This is a genomic window from Paenibacillus sp. AD87, assembly GCF_001659845.1.
GTDB lineage: Bacteria > Bacillota > Bacilli > Paenibacillales > Paenibacillaceae > Paenibacillus > Paenibacillus marchantiae.
The window spans coordinates 528,409-549,853 of sequence record NZ_LXQN01000019.1 but is presented as its reverse complement, the minus strand read 5'-3'; the positions used below and the strand labels follow the sequence as shown (position 1 = coordinate 549,853).

Sequence of the window (21,445 nt, the reverse complement as noted above, 5' to 3'; positions counted from 1 at the left end):
GGATGACAAAATGGCTTCTTCACCCTATATGATCGGCGTAGATATCGGCACCACCTCCACGAAGGCCGTCCTGTTTGAAGAGAACGGAACCATCGTGGCTCAAGGCGGTGCCGATTACCCGCTGTATACCCCTACTCCTGCGATTGCAGAGCAGGATGCGGAAGATATTTTCAAAGCCGTAGTAGAATCGGTTAAACAAGCGATTTCCAAGGCCGGTATCAAACCGGATGAAATCCTGTTTGTATCGTTCAGTTCAGCCATGCACAGCATTCTGCCTGTTGATGAACACGGCAAACCGCTGATGCGGGCGATGACTTGGGCAGACAATCGCAGTGCCGAGTGGACGGAAGCACTCAAAACCGAAATGAACGGTCACGAAATCTATTTGAGAACAGGTACGCCGATTCATCCGATGTCACCTCTGACCAAAATCATGTGGCTAACCAGAGATCAACCTGAGCTGTTCAAACAGACGCACAAATTTATTTCAATGAAAGAATACGTATTTTATAAATTGTTCTCCGAGTATGTAATTGACCACTCCATGGCCTCTGCCACGGGAATGATGAATCTCGAAAAGCTCGACTGGGACGAGGAAGCTCTCCATGTCGCAGGCATCACTCCGGATCACCTGTCCCGCCTCGTGCCGACGACACATGTACTTAAGAAAGGCTTGAATCCTGAGTATGCCAAGGAAATGGGTATTGCGGATTCGACACCATTTGTCATCGGGGCAAGTGACGGCGTGCTCTCCAATCTGGGCGTTAACGCCATTGATCCAGGTGTCGTGGCCGTTACTATCGGTACCAGCGGAGCGATTCGTACCGTCGTGGACAAGCCAGTCACTGATCCAAAAGGACGTTTCTTCTGTTATGCGCTCACTGAGGATGCATGGGTGATTGGCGGTCCGGTCAACAATGGCGGGGTGATATTCCGTTGGATTCGGGATGAGTTTGCGGCATCCGAGGTAGAGACAGCAAAACGACTCGGCATTGATCCGTATGAAGTATTGACCCGTGTCGCCGAAAATGTACCACCAGGCTCGGAAGGCCTGCTGTTCCATCCGTACATGACGGGTGAGCGGGCCCCACTCTGGAATCCGAATGCACGCGGTTCGTTCTTCGGCCTGACGCTGCATCATAAGAAGGAGCATATGATTCGCGCTGCTCTCGAAGGTGTCTTGTTTAACCTGTACACCGTCATGCTGGCGATTGAAGAGAAGATCGGACGTCCCAAAAAGATTCAGGCCACGGGCGGATTCGCCCGCTCTGAGCTGTGGCGCCAGATGATGGCTGATATTTTCGACCAGGATGTCATCATTCCCGAAAGTATCGAGAGCTCCTGCCTGGGGGCAGCCGTACTGGGGCTATATGCTCTTGGCCGCATCGATTCCCTCAGCGCCGTCTCCGGCATGATTGGATCGACGCATCGGCATCAGCCAGACCCGGATAGCGTTCGCGTCTATCGCGAACTGCTGCCGATCTTCATCCGCATCTCCCGCAAGTTTGAAGAAGAGTATGCCGATATCGCTGCTTTTCAGAATAAAACGATGCAGAAGTGAGTTAGCTACGCCAACGAATCGCTGCACGTTAAAGAGGGGCATCCCACATGCCATATCTATGGCATGTGGGATGCCCCTTCTTCATGTACTTTTTTGTACAAATACCCCAAGTACCATAGGTGCAATGCCCATCACACCATCAGCAATGGTGACATGATATACAAGATAGATAACGAAGTATCTCAATAAGAAGAACCACAAAAGAACATTTATGCATCCACATAAAACACCTAACTTTGAACTATCTGTAGGAAATAAGTTAACGCCTAACTGATCCGGTGTACGACAAAAAAAGAGAACAATTAATCGAAAAGTAATCGATCGGTTGCTCCCTTTCTATTTCAATCTGGATATGCATCTGTATCCTAATTATTGCAATCATCCATTATATTTGCTGAATGCATCCTTATCTGCCTGCACATTTTCCAAATATACAATCTGTCCCGCTTCATTCACACGAGCGATATCGATGCCTGTTTTGGCATACACCGTTCCGTCCGCAGCTTGTCCGCATACCGCCCAGTTCGTTTGATAGCTACCGTCCGGCTGAAGCTTCCATTCGTCCCACATGTGTTTCACATCGCTATTGTATTCATAGAAAGCCTTCATAAAACCGTCGAATCCTGTTCTGCTGGTGCCGTTCAACACAATCTCTGCATCCGGTGTAAACAGGGACAACAAATCTTGCATCGCGCGTTCGTCTGTACGGGAAGCGTCAAATAAACGGAAATAGTTGTTTAACAAGGTAGTCATGGGTATTCCTCCTGAGGTTGATAAGCTGATTTGGATTTCAGTTCGAAAAATTTCAAACTAATCTAGAAGAAATGTACCACACTTTATGTCCACAGAACAACACTCAGTTCGAAAAAAATCAAACATTGAAAGAGATTGTCGAATATGCTACCGTCATAGATATGAAAACTCCAATGATACCTATGGCTTCGGAATTGAATCTGACCACGGTCTGCAACGCACTCGGTGATCCGGTACGGATGAAAATTGCACACTGTCTGGCCAGCTCTGGCGAGAAAAACTGTTCCGCCTTCGAAGTAGACCATATTTCCAAATCAACGTTGTCTCATCACATCAAAATCTTGCGTGAAGCAGGCCTTATCCGGCCTCGCATTGAAGGCAAACAGCACTTTTATTCTCTACGAAAGGACGATTTGAACTCCCGTTTTCCCGGTCTTGTTGAACTGATTCTGAATACAACCGAGGAATATGTACATTAAGGAAAACGAAGCTTGAATCTTGCGATACATCATCTTATGGATTGTATACAGGAGGTTGATTTCTTGGATAAAAAAGCGGCAAAAATTCTGCTGGGCACCTTCTGGGGAAGCGGCGGCTGGAAAACAATATCTGCTCCCTTCTCGGGGGATGACTTTGAATATGCCAAAAGCAGAGGTGTTATGTTCGATCCACTGACCATTACCCATGATGAGATCGTCGCACGTTTGCATGAGATTCATCAGGACAACTCCATCAAGCGACGGGTAGTATCAGCATTTTTACACAGTTTGTCTACCAAAAAAGGTTATCTGCGCAGCGCCCTTTCCAGCTGGGCTTTAACATCGCAACTGCCTTTGCATACCTACGAGGAACGCCGCACACTGCTTGCCAACACCAGCTCCTGTGGGGATTGTAACTTCCTGCGCCTGCAATCGGACAAGACGTACACGGACGTCGATCTGAATGTATTGAACTTTGAACGGGTGAAATGGGGCGGGGTTCGCCATAATAACCTGTTATACTGCCTGATCGATCTGGAGTTACTGCTCGCTAGCAACGAAGCCATCTATGAAGTGACTGACGCAGACATCTCTATACTTGTGAGCATGCTTGAAGCAGCGCAAACCTGCGAACCTCATGACAGCGCACGCGGGTTGGAGAAACGCTGGAAAGGCTTATTTCCTTCGAGCAAACAGGAACGCGACGCCATCCTCGAAATCTGGGGTGCATCCGGTCTGCTTGTTCCGCAGGATACGCCACGAAAAAGCAGAGGCGGATACAGCGACTTCCACTTTGCAGCAACCTGGCAGGGCGATGACGGTTATAGTGCAGATGCGGCGATTTCCCTCTTTGGTTCCTATCTGCCCCAGAAACTCTAAGCCCTTAAGCAGCTCTGGATCTGTTTAAGCCGGTTATATGAATAACAAACAAATACTTAGGTCTATATAGTAAAAAACACTACAGCTTGGAGGCTCGTAGTGTTTCATCGAAAATTGACCATTAATTTTCCGATAGGCATCAAGAATCAAGACATATTTGAAGGACGACTTACTATGTGTGGAATCAATTCACACTTGTCGTTTTTTATATAATTGGCAATAATCCACTCTTTACTGCCCGATTTATTCTAAACTTTTTAACGATACAATCATATTAATTCGGGATACCTTTCTCCGAAGCATCAAGTTAGAGAGCCCGGTAAGTAAAAATGCAATAATGATTGATATCAGCATAACAAACATATTTATTTGATCTGGGATTTGTTGATGGGTACTCGACAGCGCCTCAATAATAATGGAATACATATATACACTGATTGGCAGTGCTATAATGACCGCAAAAGTGGTGAGTATCATATTCTCAGAAAAGATGAGTCGATTTATTTTATATTTTTGATAACCCAATACCTTAAGAGTAGCCAGCTCGCGATTCCTTTCATAAATGTTGATGGAGGATATGGTGTAGATAGCACCAAACGAAAGAATGACAGCACTAATGATAAACATAATGAAGATAAAACTATTTTGCTTCATAATAAATTGTGCGGATTTTTTTAAATCATCTTTATCCGCGATTGTATCTACCTGATTGTCTTGTTCGAAGAACTGTCGGACGTTAGTAAGGTCTGCGGCGTTGCTGGCTTTCACTAGAATCGAGGTTGGGTTGTAGTCGATGCCAAAACTCCTCAGATACGCTGTCGAACAAAAGAAAGAGGGATTGGAATACTGATTGGATATTTGCGTAACCTTCATATCAACCGTTTTATTCGCAAACGACGGATCGGTGAATCGAATTTGGATCGTATCCCCTAGCGCAACCTTATATTGATCCGCATACGATTTGGGTACCAGCACGCCGCTGTCCATAAGCGTCATCGGATTGTCTTTCTCGTCGAAAAATTGAATAAGAGCGTTGTCCTTCTCCGTAACGGTCAACGTGGCGTTCTCATGATCATCGCCCTTGGCGAATTCCACAGGAAAGGTCTTTTGATAATAACTGCTTTCAATCCCAGTGGGTAATTCCACCTTTTCTAGCTCTGCCCCACTCGTGTATTCAACCTTCAGATCATAGGTATTCACCTCTTCGATCTGTTCGGCGACCCTTTGTAAGGACGTTTGTGTCCCGAACGCAGTGATCAACAACACTGTGCTCACAACAACGCCAACGGAACTTGCTATCGCCTTTTGCTTATTAAGAAAGATGTTTCTCAAAATGAGTTTATTGCTATAGGGAATACGTCCCCAAATTTTCGGAAGCTGTTCAATGAGCAGTTTTTTCATCTTCTTCGGCGGTTTAGGCCTCATCGCCTGTGCTGCATGTTCTCGAAGGATACCTATGCCGCTCAAGTAACATGCCAGCATGCCGAATGCACTCGAGAACAGGATAGGCATAATGATCGAGAAGGGGGATAAGGAGAAGGTTATGCTCGGCAACGAGTAAGATCTAGCATTCGACGCCTCAATCATTGGAACAAATATGATTGCCGAAAAGATACAACCAAGAATGGAACCTATGATTCCGACAAATACCGGGAAACCCATGTAATGTAGCATGATGCTGCTGTTCTTCACGCCTAACGCCTTCATAATTCCTACTTGGTTCCTTTGCGAATCGATAATTCTTGACATGGTGAGGAAGAGAATGATCGCTTCGATGATAAAGAGAACCAGCGGAATAACCTTGCTCATCAATTTATTGTTATAGACTGTTTGTTGAAGCTGCGAGTAATTGAATGTTCGCTCTTTACTTATTTGACTTACATAAGAAAGTTGTTGAGACTGCGCTTCAACATTTTGGCCTAATCGGTCTATATCGTACCCTTCTTCAGCGTCAATCAAAACCTCATTATAATAAAGGTTACCTGCGATTCGAGGAATTCCCCCTTCAGCCACATATGCAAATCCCGAAGTTTTATGATCCTGGGTTTCGTTCTTTTTGGCATATTCCACATTTTCGCCCAAGCCGCTAATGGTGAATGGCACTTCCTGGTCATTGATGCTTAACTTCATTTGATCCCCGACTCTGTACTGGTGCTCCTTGGCGTAATGGGAATCAAGCAAGATTTGATCCTGGCGAGACGGAATGTTGCCCTCAATTATAGTAGGCGTATTAATGCTATTGATTTCGGGGATGGAGTGGATCTTTAAAGTTGCTTTAGTATCACCAAATGATTGCGTCGCATCAAAGGTATACCGTCCCTCCACCTTCTTTATCCCCTCAATTCCACTCAACTTCGACATATCCTGCTTGGATACTTGGTCGTAGTAAACATTTAAGTCACTTAAATTATGAGTTTGAAAGTAATTCTTTGAATAAGAGCTAAGGTTATCACTTAACGTTACCAGCCCCGTGTAGAAAAAAGCGCCTATGGTGATAACCAATACAAAGGCCAGAAATTGACCGATTGATTGCCTGAGATCCCTTATCAATTTTTTGAATAATTTCATCACCACTCAATCCCTTCAACGCTTTGTTTATGCTCATTGACCGTTACGCTTTCGATTTTTCCGCTCTTCACCCGAATGATTTTATCCGCCATCGGCACAATCGCAGAGTTATGCGTGACCAGCACAACACATTTTTTCGTTTCCGTATTCAAATCCTGAAGCAGCTTCAAAACCGACTTGCCAGTTACATAATCCAACGCACCAGTCGGCTCATCGCATAGCAATAGCAGAGGGTTCTTTGCAACGGCGCGTGCTATAGCAACTCGCTGCTGTTCTCCTCCAGAGAGCTGGGACGGGAAGTTTTCTAACCGATTCTTTAAGCCGACTTTATTTAAAATCTCTTTGGCATCCAGATGGTTTTTACATACTTCAGTGGCAAATTCAACATTTTCTAAAGCATTCAAATTGGGAATTAAGTTATAGAATTGAAAGACAAACCCTACCTTCTCGGCGCGATATCCCGTAAGCTTCTTCTCATTAAAGCCAGTAATATCCTTATCGCCAACAGTCACTTTACCCGAGGTGGCTGTATCCATGCCTCCAAGTATATTCAGAATCGTGCTTTTGCCTGCTCCGCTTGCACCTAGAACAACGACGAATTCGCCCTCGTTGATGGAAAAATCCACGCCGTTCAGCGCCTTGATCGGCACTTCGCCAATTTTGTATTCTTTGGTTACGTTTCTAAATTCGATTAATGTTTTCATAAAATCTTCTCTCCCCGTTATCTATTTGTCATACTTCTGGAGTGTCCTTTGGCAAGCATATTTTTATTTATGTAAGTATGTTAGTGTATGAGTATGTCACTCATGTAGCATACTATAATTCCATTGCAAACAATTGTCAATAACTGGACTCAGTGTAAAAAAAATCATCAGTAACCCTTAAGAATGATTGTTTATTGACAAATTTTCGCATATAAGTTATGTTTTCCTGCTAGATGTGTAACAAACTACAATGCTGAGTGGTGAGGTAATGAGCGTCACTTTCGACGAAAAACAGCCAATTTTTCAACAAGTAGCAGATATCATTGAGGACGATATTCTCAACGGAACTTACCGAGAGGACGAGCAAATTCTTTCCGTTGCTCAGTTTTCTCAGCTCTTTCAAATCAATCCAGCAACTGTTGTGAAGGGAATTGGCCTGCTTGTAAATGAAGAAATATTGTACAAAAAAAGAGGCCTTGGCATGTATGTCTCGTCTGATGCCAAACAAAAGATTAAGAATAAGCGAAGAGATCGTTTTTATAAGGAATTGCTGTCCAATCTCATTTGTGAAGCTGACAAACTTGAACTGGCAACTGGGGATATCATTGAGATGATTAAACAATTAAGGAAGGAATGAATTCATTGTGAGCATCTTGGTGAGTTGCAACAATTTGAATAAGAAATATGGTCGAACCTATGCATTACGAGATCTGGATATACAGCTAGAGGAAAACGTTATTTATGGCTTGCTCGGACGAAACGGCGCAGGCAAAACAACCTTGCTAAACATCATAGCAGGTGGACTCTTCTCGAATGACGGCAGCATTGAGGTAAGAGGTAAAAAGCTGGGTAAAGGAGTCCTTCCAGAAGATTGCTGTTTCGTACGGGAGAATAACAAGCTATTTGGAGGAGCTCGATTGATTGAAATTTTGCAGTTCGCTGCAAATTTCTATCCCAATTGGGACTGGACATTAGCTCATAAGCTTCTTCAAACGTTTGAGCTTGATCCCAACAAAAAAATCAAACAGCTCTCAAGAGGCACAGAATCACTCGTAGGAAACATCATCGGTCTGTCTAGTCGATCGTCGTTGACATTATTCGACGAACCGGTGCTTGGACTTGATGTATTGATGCGGGAAAGGTTTTACAAGGAGCTTTTGGAGGATTACGCCAATCATCCCCGTACGATTTTAATTTCTACGCATTTGATTGATGAAATCGCCCCAATCGCAGAAAGAGTCTATATCATTGATGAGGGCTCTCTCCTGCTTCATGACGAGATGAATCGGATACGGATGGCAGCTTATTTGATTCGTGGAAATTCAGATGCCGTAGCTTTGTTCACAAAAGGAAAGCGAGTATTACATACAGAATCTTACGGCCACGGAAAGCTTGCCGCCATCTACGAAAAATTTAACGATGAGGACAGGCTTCAGGCCCGCAAACTAGACATAACTATTGAAAATTTGACGCTTCAGAAATTTTTTTCGTATTTGATCGAAGGAGGTCGTTAAATTGGGTGCAGTGACCGTTCATTTAAAGGCGACCTATTTACAATTGAGGATTTATATATGGATGGTCATTATTTTAATCCTCCTTGGCAGGTTGGCGGAATTCATTGTTGGCCTCTTTATAGACAGCAGTCAAAACACAGGAATCGCGGATGGCAACCTGCTGCTACTTATTTTGCTCATTTTCGCAATCGTACTTCCGCTTAGCTATTACAACCGCATCGTACATTTAGGAGCAAGCCGAAAACAATATTTTTTTGGTCTTCAATTCGTTTATGCTGTGTGGGCAGTGGCCATCGCTTTATTTAATTCTTTATGGCCTATGCTTGAAGTGAATGTACTCCACAAAAACACCGTAAATCTTATTGAAGCGTTTCATTGGAACGAATTTGGCGTGGCAGGTTCTTTTCTCTACCAAACTATTTTTTATTTGATGACGATGGCGCTCCTAAGCATGCTAATCTCCGGCTACCACCACCTTTTCGGCTGGCTGCTGTGGGTGCTATTCATTGTGGCGATTCCAACCGGAACAGCGATTCCCGCGCTACGCACTCATGTTGTTTCTTTTTTCGAAGCATTGTTATTCAACGACTCACTACTCAAGGGTGTTGGATTTAATCTTGTGCTTTTCATCGTGTTCGTGGCCGGTGGTTGGTTTTTCACAAAGGGGAGAACATACTAAACTATCTTGGTAGAAACTTAGGTTACAATAATGACATCGACAGATTTCCTGTTTAGCTCGTATAATAGGGGGAAATTGGTAGATAGGAGTGAATCAAGCGAATTTATGGTATACATACTGGCTTTTATGCTGTCTTTTGCTGTCGTGGTTCTGCTTATTCCGCCGCTTGGTCGACTGGCACATCGGCTCGATTTTGTGGACAAGCCCCGAGAAGATGTGGAGCGTAAGCTGCACAGGCAGCCCATTCCACTGACGGCGAGTTACGCGATATTTACTGGATTCTTCCTGACATACATTGTTCTTACGAAAGAAATTTCATGGGAAACGGCGGCCCTGGTCGCCGGCGGAATGCTGCTGTTAACGATTGGTACAGTTGATGACTGGTACAAAACCAAAGGCAAAGACTTCCCTGCCCTGCCCAAGATGCTCGTACAGATCTCTGCCGCAGTGCTCGTATTTGCTTCCGGCATTGCGTTCACCGGGTTCGTGAATCCCTTCAATTCCGAATACATTATGCTTCCGATCTGGCTGCAATTTATTCTGACGATCCTGTGGATCTTCGGTGTGACAACAGTCATTAACTTCACGGACGGCATGGACGGATTGGCAGGCGGTTTGTCCGCCATCTCAGCCATTACACTGTTTATCGTGGCAATGACCAAAGGCCAAACCGATTCTGCCCTTATGGCCATTACGCTGGTCGGGGTCACCCTTGGTTATCTGAAATATAACAAAGCCCCCGCCAAAGTGTTCATGGGCGATGCAGGAGCTACGTTTCTCGGCTTCATCCTGGCGGTAATCGCCCTGGATGGTGCTTTCAAACAAGCGACCATGCTGTCTATCTTCATTCCGATTTTGGCACTCGGTGTGCCGATCTTCGACAACATTTTTGTGGTCATCAAACGTTTCATTCAAGGCAAAGCCATCTATCAGGCAGATGCAAGTCAAGCCCATTATCGCTTGCTGCGTGCTGGCCTGAATCACAAACAGGTGGTTGGCGTCCTGTATCTCATCAGTACCTGTCTATGCCTCTCGTCCATAATTTTGATGCTGGTGGAGATGTAATACTAGAAACAAACTTTACAACAAAAGGTGTAAAAAAAGAGACGAGCCCACTGATCCTGTGGCTCGTCTCTTTGCTATGTCCCTGATGAATTGAACTAACATTTAAGAGGGTACCAGCTACTGTGTCGTGCAAAAACCTCTGTCTACGCCCCATACCCTATCCGACACCAGCCCTGCCTGCATCTGCACCTTATATTCGCTCTTATCTTGAGGCTACAGGTGGTAGCGTGACCGCAGGTTGCTGCCCATCTGCCCAACCCGGTCGATCAAGTTCAACGAGACGGCGATAACGCTCTTCCCGGGCTAGCAATTGTTCGTGAGAACCCTGCATGGTGATCTGTCCATTTTCCATAAAAATAAGTTCATCCATCCGTTCCACTCCCATCAGGTGATGGGTGACCCAGATCATTGTTTTACCTTGCATGCTATCCAGAATCGTCCGCATGAGCGTTCGCTCCGTTACAGGATCGAGTCCTACAGTCGGTTCATCGAAAATAACGACAGGCGTTTCGCGAAGAAGTACCCGAGCCAGTGCAATCCGCTGTCTTTCTCCACCAGAGAAACGAAGTCCTGTCTCCAGCATCGGGGTATGATAACCCTGCGGTAAAGATTCAATGAGATCGGATAAACCTACTTGCGCAGCCACTCGCTGGATTTCTTCGTCTGTTGCATGCGGACGGCCGATCCGCAGATTGTTAGCTACTGTTGTATCAAATAGATGTGGACTTTGGTTCAGCACCGCAATGACATCCGTTATATTTTCGCCCATCGTTTGTACCGGAAGATCATTGATGAATATGTTCCCGGCGGATGGGAGTAACGCTCCCTGAATGAGCTTCAGGAGGGTTGATTTACCGCCGCCGCTGCGACCGAGAATAGCCAAGCGTTTGCCCTGAGGAAGATGAAGGGATACCTCCTGCACCGCATACGGAGCATCAGGCGTATAACGATAACTCACTTGATTGATCTGAATGTCGGCTCGCAGCCTGGGCGGAATGCGTAAGCGGATACGTCGGTCCGAAGCTCTTTCCGTGCGATTCAGGGAATCCAGCTGCTCTCCAGCTACCAGATCACTGCCTGATGCACCTAAGGTCATATCCGCTTTGGCTCCGGCTGCTGCTTTCGCTTCTTCGATTCCAGACTGTTCTGGCTTATGCTCTTCACCTTCCAAGTGCTGCAATCGTTCCAGCGATTCACGATACTGCGGGATATGCTCCACCGCATCTCCTACGGGCAGCAGTGCTTCCGTGAGTGGAAACAACACCAGCACAAATGCAGCAATCATAACCGCAGGCAGCTGTCCGGCAGAAGCCGCACTTCCCGCCCATAAGGTCACGGATACCACCATCAGTCCAATCACGCACTGCGCAACCAGATCACGCCAGCGCGTCCATTGCCGCAAGCGGAGTCGAATCATATCCGCCTGTCCTTCAGTCACTTCCTGCCGACGTACAAATTCTTCAGCTCGTCCACTCGCTATCCAATCCCCGAGGCCAAGCACACCATCTGTCAGACGAGTGTACAACTTGGCGTTCTCCCGCTTCAGTCGCACCCGCAACTTCCACGTCACGCGGAGGGAGATGGCAGGCAGTACGGCAACCAGAAACAGCATATACAACCCCATCCACAGTGCAAACCCCAGATCAATGCTGCCAAAGACCACAACAGCTCCACCGTACATCATGAGCGCGGTAACCGCTGGAAATACCGTACGCAGGTAAATATCCTGCAGTCGTTCTACGTCCTCTGCGAGAGCACCAAGTACGTCTCCCGTCTGCATACGAGAGCGCAGGAACAATGCCTGCGGCTCCAAAATTTGATACAGCTTCACGCGCTGATCCGCCAGTATACGCAAAACCGCATCATGTCCGGCCAGACGTTCGACATACCGGAATACGGCACGGAAAATCCCAAATGCACGAACACCCACGATAGGTACATATACCATCAAAATATTTTCAGGACGGAGCGCCGACTTGGAGATCAGAAACCCGGAGGTGAAGAGCAGCAGCACAGCACATAATGTAGCGCATATCCCCAGCGCAATGACTGCCACGAGTCTCCAGCGGTACTGTGCCACGTACGGAGTGATCCAGCTATTCTTTTTGCTCCCGCTCCGGGCTGTTTCTGTCTGCTCATATCCGGCTTTCATCTTACACCGCCTCCATCTGGGCCTGAATCATCTGGTAATATACGCCTTGTCGGGCCAATAATTCCTCATGTGTTCCTGTCTCTGCAACCGTGCCGCCCTCCATCACGATAATGCGATCCATATGGGGCATCCAATGCAGTCGATGTGTTGCCAGAAACACCAGCTTACCTTCAAACAGCGGTAGCATCGTCTGTTTCAGTTCATACTCGGTCTCCACATCCAGATGCGCAGTCGGCTCATCCAGCAGTAGGATCGGGCGCGCACTAAGCAGAGCTCTCGCCAAAGCTACCCGTTGCTCCTGTCCCCCACTGAGCTGCCTTCCCCCAGCCCCGATCGGCTCCTGCAACCCATTCGGCAAGGAGGAGGTAAGCTTATGCAGACCTGCTGCGTGAATGGCGTCAGCCACCTCCGCATCCGAAGCTTCAGGCATATAGAACCGAACATTATCCGCTAAGCTGCCACTGAAAATAGTTGGATGCTGCGGAATCGCCGCCGTTTGTTTTCTCCAATCTTCCATCATCTCTGGAGATAAGGGCTGGCCGTTATATAAAATCTGACCTGAAGTAAGCTGCTGGAAACCCGCCAGTACATCAATCAGGGTCGATTTCCCTGCTCCGCTCGCTCCGATAATCCCTACTTTGCCAAGACCAGAAACCTGAAAAGTCACATCATTCAGCGAACATGGCCCGTCTTCCTGATGCCGTACCTGTACGTTGGTAAGCGCCAGTCTGCTCGTTGCCTCCCAAGAGGGTCTCATTGAGAAAGCAGCCACGCCACTTCGGGCATTTACCTCGCGCAAGACCACCCGTATGGTGGATGGAGCCACATTGCTTAGGCCAGAAGAAGGCTCAGACGAAGAGGATTCTCTGTTCTTTTCTGACACCCCATGCAGAACAGTACTTGTGTATGCTTCCTTTTGCTTACGTTCGGCCATTTTCCCTCGTTCAATCATCTGGCTGATCGATTTCCCGGCCTCTTTGCCGTCCAGTGTAGCGTGGTAATCTGCGCCTACCATTCGTACAGGCAGGAAGTATTCCGGCGCGAGAATGAGTACGGTCAGCGCTGGTCCAAGCAGCATATTTCCTTCCGTCAAGCGCAGCCCCAACCCAACCGCCACCGAAGCCACCGACAGCATGGTGAAGAAATCAAGTGCGAAGGAGGACAGAAAAGCCATACGCAGCGTAGACATTGTAGCCTTGCGATAACGCTGACTGACCCGAATGATCGTCTCCCCGTGCCTGCCGCTCTGTCCCAGTGTTTTGAGTGTTTCCAGTCCACGGAGCGTATCTACGAAATGGTTCGCCAGCGCTTTGTATGACTTGAACTGTCCATCGATCTTGCGTTGTGCAGCCATTCCCACCAAAATCATAAACACAATCAGGATCGGCAGCGTCAGCGTCAAAATAACCCCGGACATCATATCCAGCTTGAAGACATAGAACAGAATAACGATTGGCGTGAACCCCATCCCCAGCATTCGAGGAATAAACAGTTCAAGATATGTCTTATACTGGGCTATTCCTTCGCGTGCCAGCGTAACCAGGTGCCCTGTTCCTTCCGTTTTGGCAAAACGCGGCCCCAGCCGGAACCACTGCTCCACCATCTGTCTACGCAGATCGTTCCCTGTCTTCTCCGCGTACCGCGAAGCGATGAGCTGCAACCAGAACGATAGGGCGTAGCGGGCGGCAAAAGCGGCTAAGAACAATAGCAGCACTGGGTACTGCTCCGTTACAGGTGAACCTTGAAACAATGCCGTAATCGCCTGTGCCAGCCACTTCGCCTGCATGATAATCGTCATCGCCTGCAACAGTACCAGCGCTGAAGCCAGCGCCAGTACCGGTCGGATGCCCGGCAGCTTCAACAGCCCTCGTCCCATATCAGTACTCCAGGTGATGCTGGTCGTTCAGACGTTTGCGGAAAATGTAATAACTCCAGATCTGATAGCCGAGTACAAACGGAAGCAGCGTACAAGCCACAATCGTCATCACTTTTAGCGAATATGCACCGGATGAAGCATTATAGACTGTCAGGTCAAACGCCGAACCCATTGAACTCACCATGACCCTTGGGAATAGACCGATAAATACGGAGGCAAACGCGATTGCAATCACGGCTCCCGTCATACCGAAGGCCCAGGCTTCACGTTTCTGACGCACGAAGTAAGCGGCCAGCCCCAATGAAGCAGCGCCGAGGACAACCATAATCCAGAGAGCCCAGCCACGTACGGCGAACACATCGGTCATGAAGTATGTCATCACAGCGTAGATCGCGAGGATTGCGGCCAGCGGCAGCATCAGTTTTTTGGCCATATTTAGGGCACGTTCTCTAAGATCTCCGACGGTCCGCAATGAAGCAAACAGCAAGCCATGCACCAGACACAACAACGTAACGCTCAACCCACCTACCACCGTATACGGATTGACGATGTCCAGGAAGCCGGGACGGAGCTGCATCTGCGCATCAATAGGTAGGCCTTTCATCAAGGTAGCGAAAACAACCCCGAACAGGAATGGCAGTAATGCACTGGAGACTACGATGATGATGTCCCATGTTTTGCGCCAGCGTTCATGTCTCATCTTGCTGCGGAATTCAAAGGCAACTCCGCGGCCGATCAAAGCCAGCAGTACCACAACTAGCGGCAGATAAAACCCGCTAAACAGCGTGGCATACCAGTGCGGGAAGGCTGCAAACATTGCACCCCCCGCCGTAATCAGCCATACTTCATTGCCATCCCAGAACGGACCGATCGAGTTGATCAGGGTACGACGTTCACGATCCGTTTTGCCAATCATTGCAGTGGACATGCCCACACCAAAATCAAAACCTTCCAGAAAGAAAAAACCAACAAACAAGACGGCAATCAGCAAAAACCACAATTCACTTAGTGACAACAGAATAACCCCCATCCACGCCGAACGGATCGGCCGATTCATCATGCTCCTCCGGCTTGTCGACTGCATATGGCCCTGCCTTGATTTCACGAACGAACAGATAGACCATCACCGCTCCCAGGATTGCATAAGTGACTGTAAACGCGATGGTGGAAAACAAAATCTGACCTGCGCTTACGTTCGGGGATACCCCGGCTTCCGTCGTCATATAACCGAATACCGTCCACGGCTGCCTTCCTACCTCAGTCATAATCCATCCCGATGTATTGGCGATAAACGGCAGAGAGATGGCAAACACCATCAAGCGCATAAACCATTTGCCTGCTCCCTCCAATTTGCGGCGCATCGCCAGATAGGTACCGTATATCGCTAGCAAAATCATCAATCCGCCCGCAGCAATCATGATGCGGAAGCTCCAGAACGTCGTCCGTACCGGTGGAATATAGTCCCCTGGTCCATACGTTTGCTCATACTCCGCTTGCAGCTCCTTCATGCCTTTGACACTGCCAGAGAACTTGCTATAGGACAGATAACTGAGCAATCCTGGGATTTTGATCTCGCCGGAATTTTCCTGTTTGTCCGGATCAACAAAGGCTACCACCGTCCATGGTGCCGGATCTTCCGTCGTCGTCCATGTTCCTTCACTGGCTGCCATTTTCATCGGCTGCGTCTCCACCAGATATTGCGCCTGGAAGTGACCCGAGAAGGCAACCCCCAGCGAGGAAACCAGACCAATTATGATGGCAATGTTGAATGATTTCCGGAAGATCTCCACATCCTGCTTCTTCATCAACTTATAGGCACTAATCCCGGTTACCACAAAAGCACCTGTTATTAATGCGCCAAAGATCGTATGTGGGAACTCCACTAGTAGCTGACCATTGGTGATCAGTGCAAAGAAGTCATTCATCTCGGCGCGGCCATTATTAATCTCGAAGCCAACCGGATGCTGCATGAACGAGTTGGCTGCCAGAATCCACAGCGCGGACAAGAATGTACCGATGAATACCAGCCAAATGCAGGCCAGATGCACTTTCTTGGACAAGCGATCCCATCCGAAAATCCAAAGCCCAATAAAGGTAGACTCCATAAAAAACGCCAGCAAGGCTTCAATCGCCAGTGGCGCACCGAACACATCCCCGACAAACCGGGAATACTCGGACCAGTTCATGCCGAACTGGAATTCCTGAAAGATACCTGTGACCACACCGACGGCAAAGTTAATCAGGAACAGTTTGCCCCAGAATTTGGCCATCGTTTTGTAGACTTCCTTACCCTTCACTACGTACAACGTCTCCATAATCGCTACCAGCAGTACAAGACCAATGGACAGCGGTACAAAAAAGAAATGGAAAATCGTTGTGAGCGCATATTGGATACGCGATAACATGATCGGATCCATACCGTTACCCCTTCTTTCTGTTCATATCGCAGTTTTCGTATTTGGCATTGAAGCCCCTTCTTCAGTTTCTGTCAGCCAAACACGTATTGATGAACGTATTGTGCCAGATAGACTATTTTATACATGTGACAATTATCACAAACCCTACCATGTCAGCAAAAAAAAGTGACGATGGTCACACAATAGAAAAAAATAAGCCTAATCTTAGAGCTTGCCAGCTTCGTCTATTCACGGAAGATGCTCATGTTTAGGACGGAACGCCCATATGTTAGTGTCAGGCATAAAATACGCTGGGCAAAAAAGGCATTACATATTGAATTATTGGATTCATTGATATCATTCAAAGCAGCGCCAATCCGATGTTTATCAGATGGTGCTGCTTCAATCCATGAACGGACAAAAATGCAAATCAAGTGAGGTGATTCATCGATGGAAGAGCTGTCTCCGATCCCGGACCCGGAGCCTTATCAAGGGGTAGATATAGAAGAGTCAAGTACGGCCCTGCCTGCCTTTCGTTATGTTCTTTTCCCCCGGAAGGGAGGATGGTCTGCTTTTCCCTATCCAGACATCGCTGCTCTGATGGTTGCGGAAGGGCTTGTCTACTATGTCAGTAGCCTGGAGCGCTCCGAGGAAATGCCTGCGAATATCACCGTCATCACGCTTCCCGAAGCAGAACAATTGCTGCAGGAGCCCCGTACGGTTGCTGTGGTTGCGCATCCCTACTGGCTGACCGCCACAGCCTCGCTCCATCCGGAGCTCTGTATTGTACTTCTTCCCGAGCCAGTTGGTGAAGAAGCGGAGTCCCCCTTATGGGAGAGCTGCATTTCAAGACTGGTCGGTATCGCCGATCTGGTGGGCACCACTTCAGAAACACGCTATATGAAGCTGGTATTCCAGGGTGTACGCGCCATCTGGCTGAATGGAGAGGATATCTCTCCTGCTGGTGTCATGCAAAAGGATGACCTCGAGGTCCCTCTCCGGGACTATGAACTGCTATTCCTGCATGCGCTGCGACAGACCCTCTCGGGTGTTCAGGATACGGTCACCCAGCTGCAATGCAGTGTGCGTGCAGACTTCTATCGTCAGCTTCGGTCCAAAGCAGGAGCCCATGAGACGATTTCCTTTTTGCTGGCAGCCTATGAATATGTGCTAGAGGATTCCAGAGCGGCCGCTTCACTCAAGGAAGCCTTCTCTCACGCGGTATTAAACGGGCGCGATGATTGTGTAAGCTCCCACTATCGATTCCTCTCCGCCATTCATGCAAGGGCCGGGGAAATCGGGAATGCGCTGCAGGTGTATGGAATCAGCGCAAGTAACGAGCAGGAACGGCACCATTATGAACAACTCTGTCGCTGGCTGGAGGCCGGGGAGGAACAACTTGTCCGAGCAGAACTGCTGCGTCTGAATGATGATTATGGAAATGCATTGCACATTTTGGATGAACTCGGAGGCGAAACGGCGCGGCATTGGAAATTTCGTATCTATCAGGAGACTGGACGTGTGGAAGATGCATTAGATTTGGTGCATGCAGTGGATATTCAGGATAGCCCCAGCCGACAGGATTATCGGCAATTATCGGGTCTAGCTCTGGCTTTGCGCGGAGAACGTCACGGGGCGGTGAGACAATTTCTGGAGACGGCACTGGAGGATGAAGATGCTCTTGCGCGAATCGTCGAAATGGAGCTGTTGGATCAAGCCGTCCAGCAATTGCTGGGGGAGGTGCCATGATGCTGGACCCGAAGAAGCGCAGACAACACGTGAATGGACCGATGGTGCATAAGGATATACGATCCGAAACAACTCATACTCCAACGGAAACGCTGGAATCGCTGCATGCTGACCCAGAGGGGCAAGGCGATCAGCAGCATGCTGCAAAACACCAGGATACAGACCTATTCAGAGAGCCGTTTTCCGTTCGTCGGGTTCGTAAAAGTCAGGGCAATAAACTGACCGCCATGCTTCAGGTACGTAACGAGCGCGGGCGATATCTGGAGGAAGTGCTGGACGATCTGAGTGAATTCGTAGATGAGATTGTCATTGTGGACGATGCCAGCACAGATGGAACACCCGATATATGCAGAGCCTATCCAAAGGTCGTTCGTCTGGAAGTGCTGGAAAAGCCATTATTTGCGGAGGAATGGCGATTACGCAACGCTCTATGGCAAGCAGCGGCAGGTACCTCCCCGGATTGGCTGCTCTCGGTTGATGCCGATGAGCTATACAGCACGGAAGCGAAGAAAGCGATACGCGCTCTGATTAACCAGGATCACGCGGACTGGATCGCTTTCCGCTTCTACGATATGTGGGGCGGACGAACCCACTATCGGGAAGATAACCTTTGGGGGCTTCACCGACGTCATACCGCTTCCCTGGTCCGTTATATGCCAGGTTATCCTTATTTTTATCCGCAGCAAAATCATCATGTGCCTCGTCTTCCCTTGCCCTGCACTGTATTGCCTGGAATCAGCACAGAATTGAAAGTCCAGCATCTTGGCTGGGCCGGAAGTCTGGAGGATCGGGTTCGGAAATATTTGCGTTATAAACGAATTGATCCACACGGCGAGTGGGGTAGCCTGGAGCACTATGAATCGATTCTTGATCCGGAGCCCCGACTGATTCCGTGGAAGGAGGAGCAGTGAAATGGGCGTGGTCAGCATATTGACACACAGCTTCACCGATGGATATAACCGGGAATTCAGCCGGGTGTTCGGGGGCGGTCTGGAGCGTTACGTCCTTGATTTATGCAGTGTAATCCGCGGATTGGGACACATCCCCGAGGTTCATCAGTTGTCCTATTTTGAAGCTTTTCAGACCCGTACGGAACAGATTGATGTGTACGGATATGCCTACGATATGAATGATGTGCCCGAAGCTTTTGCCCGAATGGCTGCCGCAGCACGAGGACCTGTGATCTATGCAAGCTGCCTGTGGCAGCCCATTGCCTACAAGCCGGGCAGTCTCGGCATCTGCCACGGTATTAACTGGGATCGTCCCGCGCTGCCGCTCGAAACCAAGCAGCAAGTCGCGGAGCATATTCAGCTGGCACTGGATGGACTTGTACGCATCGTGTCGGTCGATTCGCATTTTCAGACCTTTTGCCGTGCTGCTTGTACGTTTGCCGACCCCGGTCAGGTCGTGCTCATTCCCAATGCAGTGGATACCTCCTACTTCACGCCTGCTCCGCCAAGGCGTACATTCGAGCATGAACAGGAAGAAGAATGGCTGGCAGCATGGAAGAAGGATCTTGCAAGTCATGAAGATCATAGTGAAGCTGCCATCTCGGGGTTGAATGCTTTGTCATCCGTGGGGGAAAGAAACGATGGAAACGGCATGGTGCGGGCGGACAGATCCGAGGTGACAGTAATCGCTGAAGAACTGGACTCGCCAAATATCAGACAGGGCATGGCTGGTCACCAGCCAAATGTGCTAACGGGTGATCATTTGAAGGAGCAGGAGAATGACACAACGGCCGCAATCCATGTGAGCCCTTCCCGTCCACTGCGCATTTTATATCCACGCCGCATCAGCATGGAACGGGGCATTATTCCGATGATGCTGGCAGCTGACCGACTGCTCGGTGCCTTTCCTGATCTAGAGGTCGAATTTGCCGGAGAGCTGGTTGAAGGCAGCACGGTGGGCCGATCCTTCCGGTATTGGCATCGCACGCACCCCCATGCGGATCGAATTATACAGCGCACGTATGATTTTCGGGATATTCGCGAGGCCTACCATCAGGCAGATATCGCCGTGATTCCGACCGTCTTCTCGGAAGGAACATCCTACGCTTGTCTGGAGGCGATGAGCTGTGGGCTTCCGGTTGTTGCTTCCAATGTTGGCGGTCTGAATGATCTGATTCAGGATGGCTTCAACGGACTGCTGGTACCTCCAGGTGAAGAAGCGCTGACCGCCGCGCTGGTACGCCTCGTTCAGGATCGGGCCGAGCGAGAGCGGCTGGGTATCTATGCCCGCGAGACGGCGCTGTCCTACGACATATCCCACTGGCGGCGCAGGTGGAGTACGGTATTGGAATCTTTTTTGGCAGAAGCAGGATTAAAGGAGGGAATTCGGGGATGATGGATACGCCAAATGCAACGGATTTCATGGAATCAAGATACATTCGGGAGGGTGACCCCAAAACGGATACATTGGTTTTCCCACTGCATCCTGCGTGGTGGAGCCGTCCGTACGAGTACGAATGGGCACGCCAGTTTGCGCGGCAGGAAGACGTCGTACTCGACGCTGCCTGTGGTATATCCCATCCATTCAAATTCTGGCTAGCAGAGCACTGCCGGGAAGTTCATGCCTGTGATTGGGATGAACGCATTTTGTCCAGAGAAGCGATCCGGCTGGATATCGCTTCTGATTTTGGTGAGCAGGCCGCACGCGATCTGCCGGAATCGAGCCTGGACCGACTAAATCTTGCGCAGGCCAATCTGGCTCAGCTTCCGTATGAATCGGAGATGTTTGACAGCGTATTCTGCATCTCTGTGTTGGAACATCTGGATACAGGCACGATGCTGCGGGCCTTTCGCGAATTCGCCAGGGTGCTGAAGCCAGACGGACGGTTGATAGCCACGTTTGATGTGCCCGAGATGCGTCCGGACCTGCTGGAGACGATTATGGCTGTTACTGGACTGACGATCGAAGGCAAGCTGAGCGTGAAAGAACCGGAGGATGCCATCTGGTCTGACATGTATGGCCCGGCAATCCGTTGTTTTCGTGCTGTTATTCGTAAAGAGTAATTGGGATGGATAAATGGGATCACGGATGAGGGGCATAGATTAAGATTAATTCTAAA

The 21,445-nt window shown here is 48.6% G+C and carries 18 protein-coding genes; 11 read left to right on the top strand and 7 right to left on the bottom strand.

Annotated features, from left to right (window positions below):
* Positions 1–10: 10 nt before the first annotated feature.
* A complete protein-coding gene (gene gntK, locus gpAD87_RS26150; RefSeq protein ID WP_064641743.1) occupies positions 11–1,561 on the top strand; it encodes a gluconokinase in 1,551 nt (516 codons plus the stop codon).
* Positions 1,562–1,939: 378 nt separating this feature from the next.
* On the opposite strand, the gene gpAD87_RS26145 is transcribed toward gntK, so the two are convergent.
* On the bottom strand, positions 1,940–2,314 hold the full coding sequence (locus gpAD87_RS26145) for a hypothetical protein (protein WP_063567344.1): 375 nt from the start codon (positions 2,312–2,314) through the stop codon (positions 1,940–1,942).
* 161 nt (positions 2,315–2,475) lie between these two features.
* On the opposite strand from gpAD87_RS26145, the gene gpAD87_RS26140 reads away from it, so the two are divergent.
* Positions 2,476–2,793, top strand: coding sequence for an ArsR/SmtB family transcription factor (locus tag gpAD87_RS26140; RefSeq protein ID WP_064642038.1), 318 nt, complete (start codon positions 2,476–2,478; stop codon positions 2,791–2,793).
* Between the two features lie 63 nt (positions 2,794–2,856).
* Positions 2,857–3,672, top strand: a complete 816-nt coding sequence (locus gpAD87_RS26135; protein WP_064641742.1) for a hypothetical protein — start codon at positions 2,857–2,859, stop codon at positions 3,670–3,672.
* A 243-nt stretch (positions 3,673–3,915) separates the two neighbouring features.
* On the opposite strand, the gene gpAD87_RS26130 is transcribed toward gpAD87_RS26135, so the two are convergent.
* Together gpAD87_RS26130 and gpAD87_RS26125 are read right to left on the bottom strand one after the other, a co-directional pair.
* On the bottom strand, positions 3,916–6,240 hold the full coding sequence (locus gpAD87_RS26130) for an ABC transporter permease (protein ID WP_064641741.1): 2,325 nt from the start codon (positions 6,238–6,240) through the stop codon (positions 3,916–3,918).
* Positions 6,240–6,944 carry an ABC transporter ATP-binding protein gene (locus tag gpAD87_RS26125; protein WP_064641740.1) on the bottom strand — a complete coding sequence of 235 codons (705 nt, stop codon included), beginning with the start codon at positions 6,942–6,944 and terminating at the stop codon, positions 6,240–6,242. The genes gpAD87_RS26130 and gpAD87_RS26125 overlap by 1 nt, the downstream gene beginning before the upstream one ends.
* 250 nt (positions 6,945–7,194) lie before the next feature.
* Here gpAD87_RS26125 and gpAD87_RS26120 point away from each other — a divergent pair, with 250 nt between their 5' ends.
* The 4 genes from gpAD87_RS26120 (at position 7,195) to gpAD87_RS26105 (ending at position 10,202) form a co-directional block, all read left to right on the top strand.
* Entirely contained in the window at positions 7,195–7,581 is a 387-nt protein-coding gene (locus tag gpAD87_RS26120; protein ID WP_064641739.1) for a GntR family transcriptional regulator, read from the top strand.
* A 34-nt stretch (positions 7,582–7,615) separates the two neighbouring features.
* Positions 7,616–8,458 carry an ATP-binding cassette domain-containing protein gene (locus gpAD87_RS26115; RefSeq protein WP_231952863.1) on the top strand — a complete coding sequence of 281 codons (843 nt, stop codon included), beginning with the start codon at positions 7,616–7,618 and terminating at the stop codon, positions 8,456–8,458.
* A 10-nt stretch (positions 8,459–8,468) separates the two neighbouring features.
* On the top strand, positions 8,469–9,137 hold the full coding sequence (locus gpAD87_RS26110; RefSeq protein WP_231952900.1) for a hypothetical protein: 669 nt from the start codon (positions 8,469–8,471) through the stop codon (positions 9,135–9,137).
* A 105-nt stretch (positions 9,138–9,242) separates the two neighbouring features.
* Positions 9,243–10,202: an MraY family glycosyltransferase gene (locus gpAD87_RS26105; protein WP_063567347.1), complete on the top strand. Its 960-nt coding sequence runs from the start codon at positions 9,243–9,245 to the stop codon at positions 10,200–10,202.
* A gap of 202 nt (positions 10,203–10,404) precedes the next feature.
* Here the strand turns inward: gpAD87_RS26105 and cydC are convergent, their stop codons facing one another.
* From cydC to gpAD87_RS26085, 4 genes are read right to left on the bottom strand one after another with little or no spacing between them, the layout of a single operon-like run.
* Positions 10,405–12,354, bottom strand: coding sequence for a thiol reductant ABC exporter subunit CydC (gene cydC / locus gpAD87_RS26100; RefSeq protein ID WP_064641736.1), 1,950 nt, complete (start codon positions 12,352–12,354; stop codon positions 10,405–10,407).
* A gap of 1 nt (position 12,355) precedes the next feature.
* Positions 12,356–14,230: a thiol reductant ABC exporter subunit CydD gene (gene cydD, locus gpAD87_RS26095; protein WP_064641735.1), complete on the bottom strand. Its 1,875-nt coding sequence runs from the start codon at positions 14,228–14,230 to the stop codon at positions 12,356–12,358.
* Between the two features lies 1 nt (position 14,231).
* Positions 14,232–15,248 carry a cytochrome d ubiquinol oxidase subunit II gene (cydB, locus tag gpAD87_RS26090; protein ID WP_063567358.1) on the bottom strand — a complete coding sequence of 339 codons (1,017 nt, stop codon included), beginning with the start codon at positions 15,246–15,248 and terminating at the stop codon, positions 14,232–14,234.
* Positions 15,232–16,647, bottom strand: coding sequence for a cytochrome ubiquinol oxidase subunit I (locus gpAD87_RS26085; RefSeq protein WP_064641734.1), 1,416 nt, complete (start codon positions 16,645–16,647; stop codon positions 15,232–15,234). Before gpAD87_RS26085 ends, cydB begins: the two co-directional genes overlap by 17 nt.
* 429 nt (positions 16,648–17,076) lie before the next feature.
* Between gpAD87_RS26085 and gpAD87_RS26080 the strand changes: the two genes are divergently transcribed.
* Genes gpAD87_RS26080 through gpAD87_RS26065 form a run of 4 tightly spaced genes read left to right on the top strand, consistent with a single transcriptional unit; the run spans position 17,077 to position 21,389 of the window.
* Positions 17,077–18,375, top strand: coding sequence for a tetratricopeptide repeat protein (locus tag gpAD87_RS26080; protein WP_064641733.1), 1,299 nt, complete (start codon positions 17,077–17,079; stop codon positions 18,373–18,375).
* Positions 18,372–19,286, top strand: coding sequence for a glycosyltransferase (locus gpAD87_RS26075; RefSeq protein WP_231952860.1), 915 nt, complete (start codon positions 18,372–18,374; stop codon positions 19,284–19,286). Before gpAD87_RS26080 ends, gpAD87_RS26075 begins: the two co-directional genes overlap by 4 nt.
* A 1-nt stretch (position 19,287) precedes the next feature.
* Positions 19,288–20,721 carry a glycosyltransferase family 4 protein gene (locus tag gpAD87_RS26070; protein WP_064641732.1) on the top strand — a complete coding sequence of 478 codons (1,434 nt, stop codon included), beginning with the start codon at positions 19,288–19,290 and terminating at the stop codon, positions 20,719–20,721.
* The gene (locus tag gpAD87_RS26065) at positions 20,718–21,389 is read left to right on the top strand and encodes a class I SAM-dependent methyltransferase (RefSeq protein ID WP_064641731.1); all 672 of its coding nucleotides are present in this window, start codon (positions 20,718–20,720) and stop codon (positions 21,387–21,389) included. The genes gpAD87_RS26070 and gpAD87_RS26065 overlap by 4 nt, the downstream gene beginning before the upstream one ends.
* Positions 21,390–21,445: the final 56 nt, after the last annotated feature.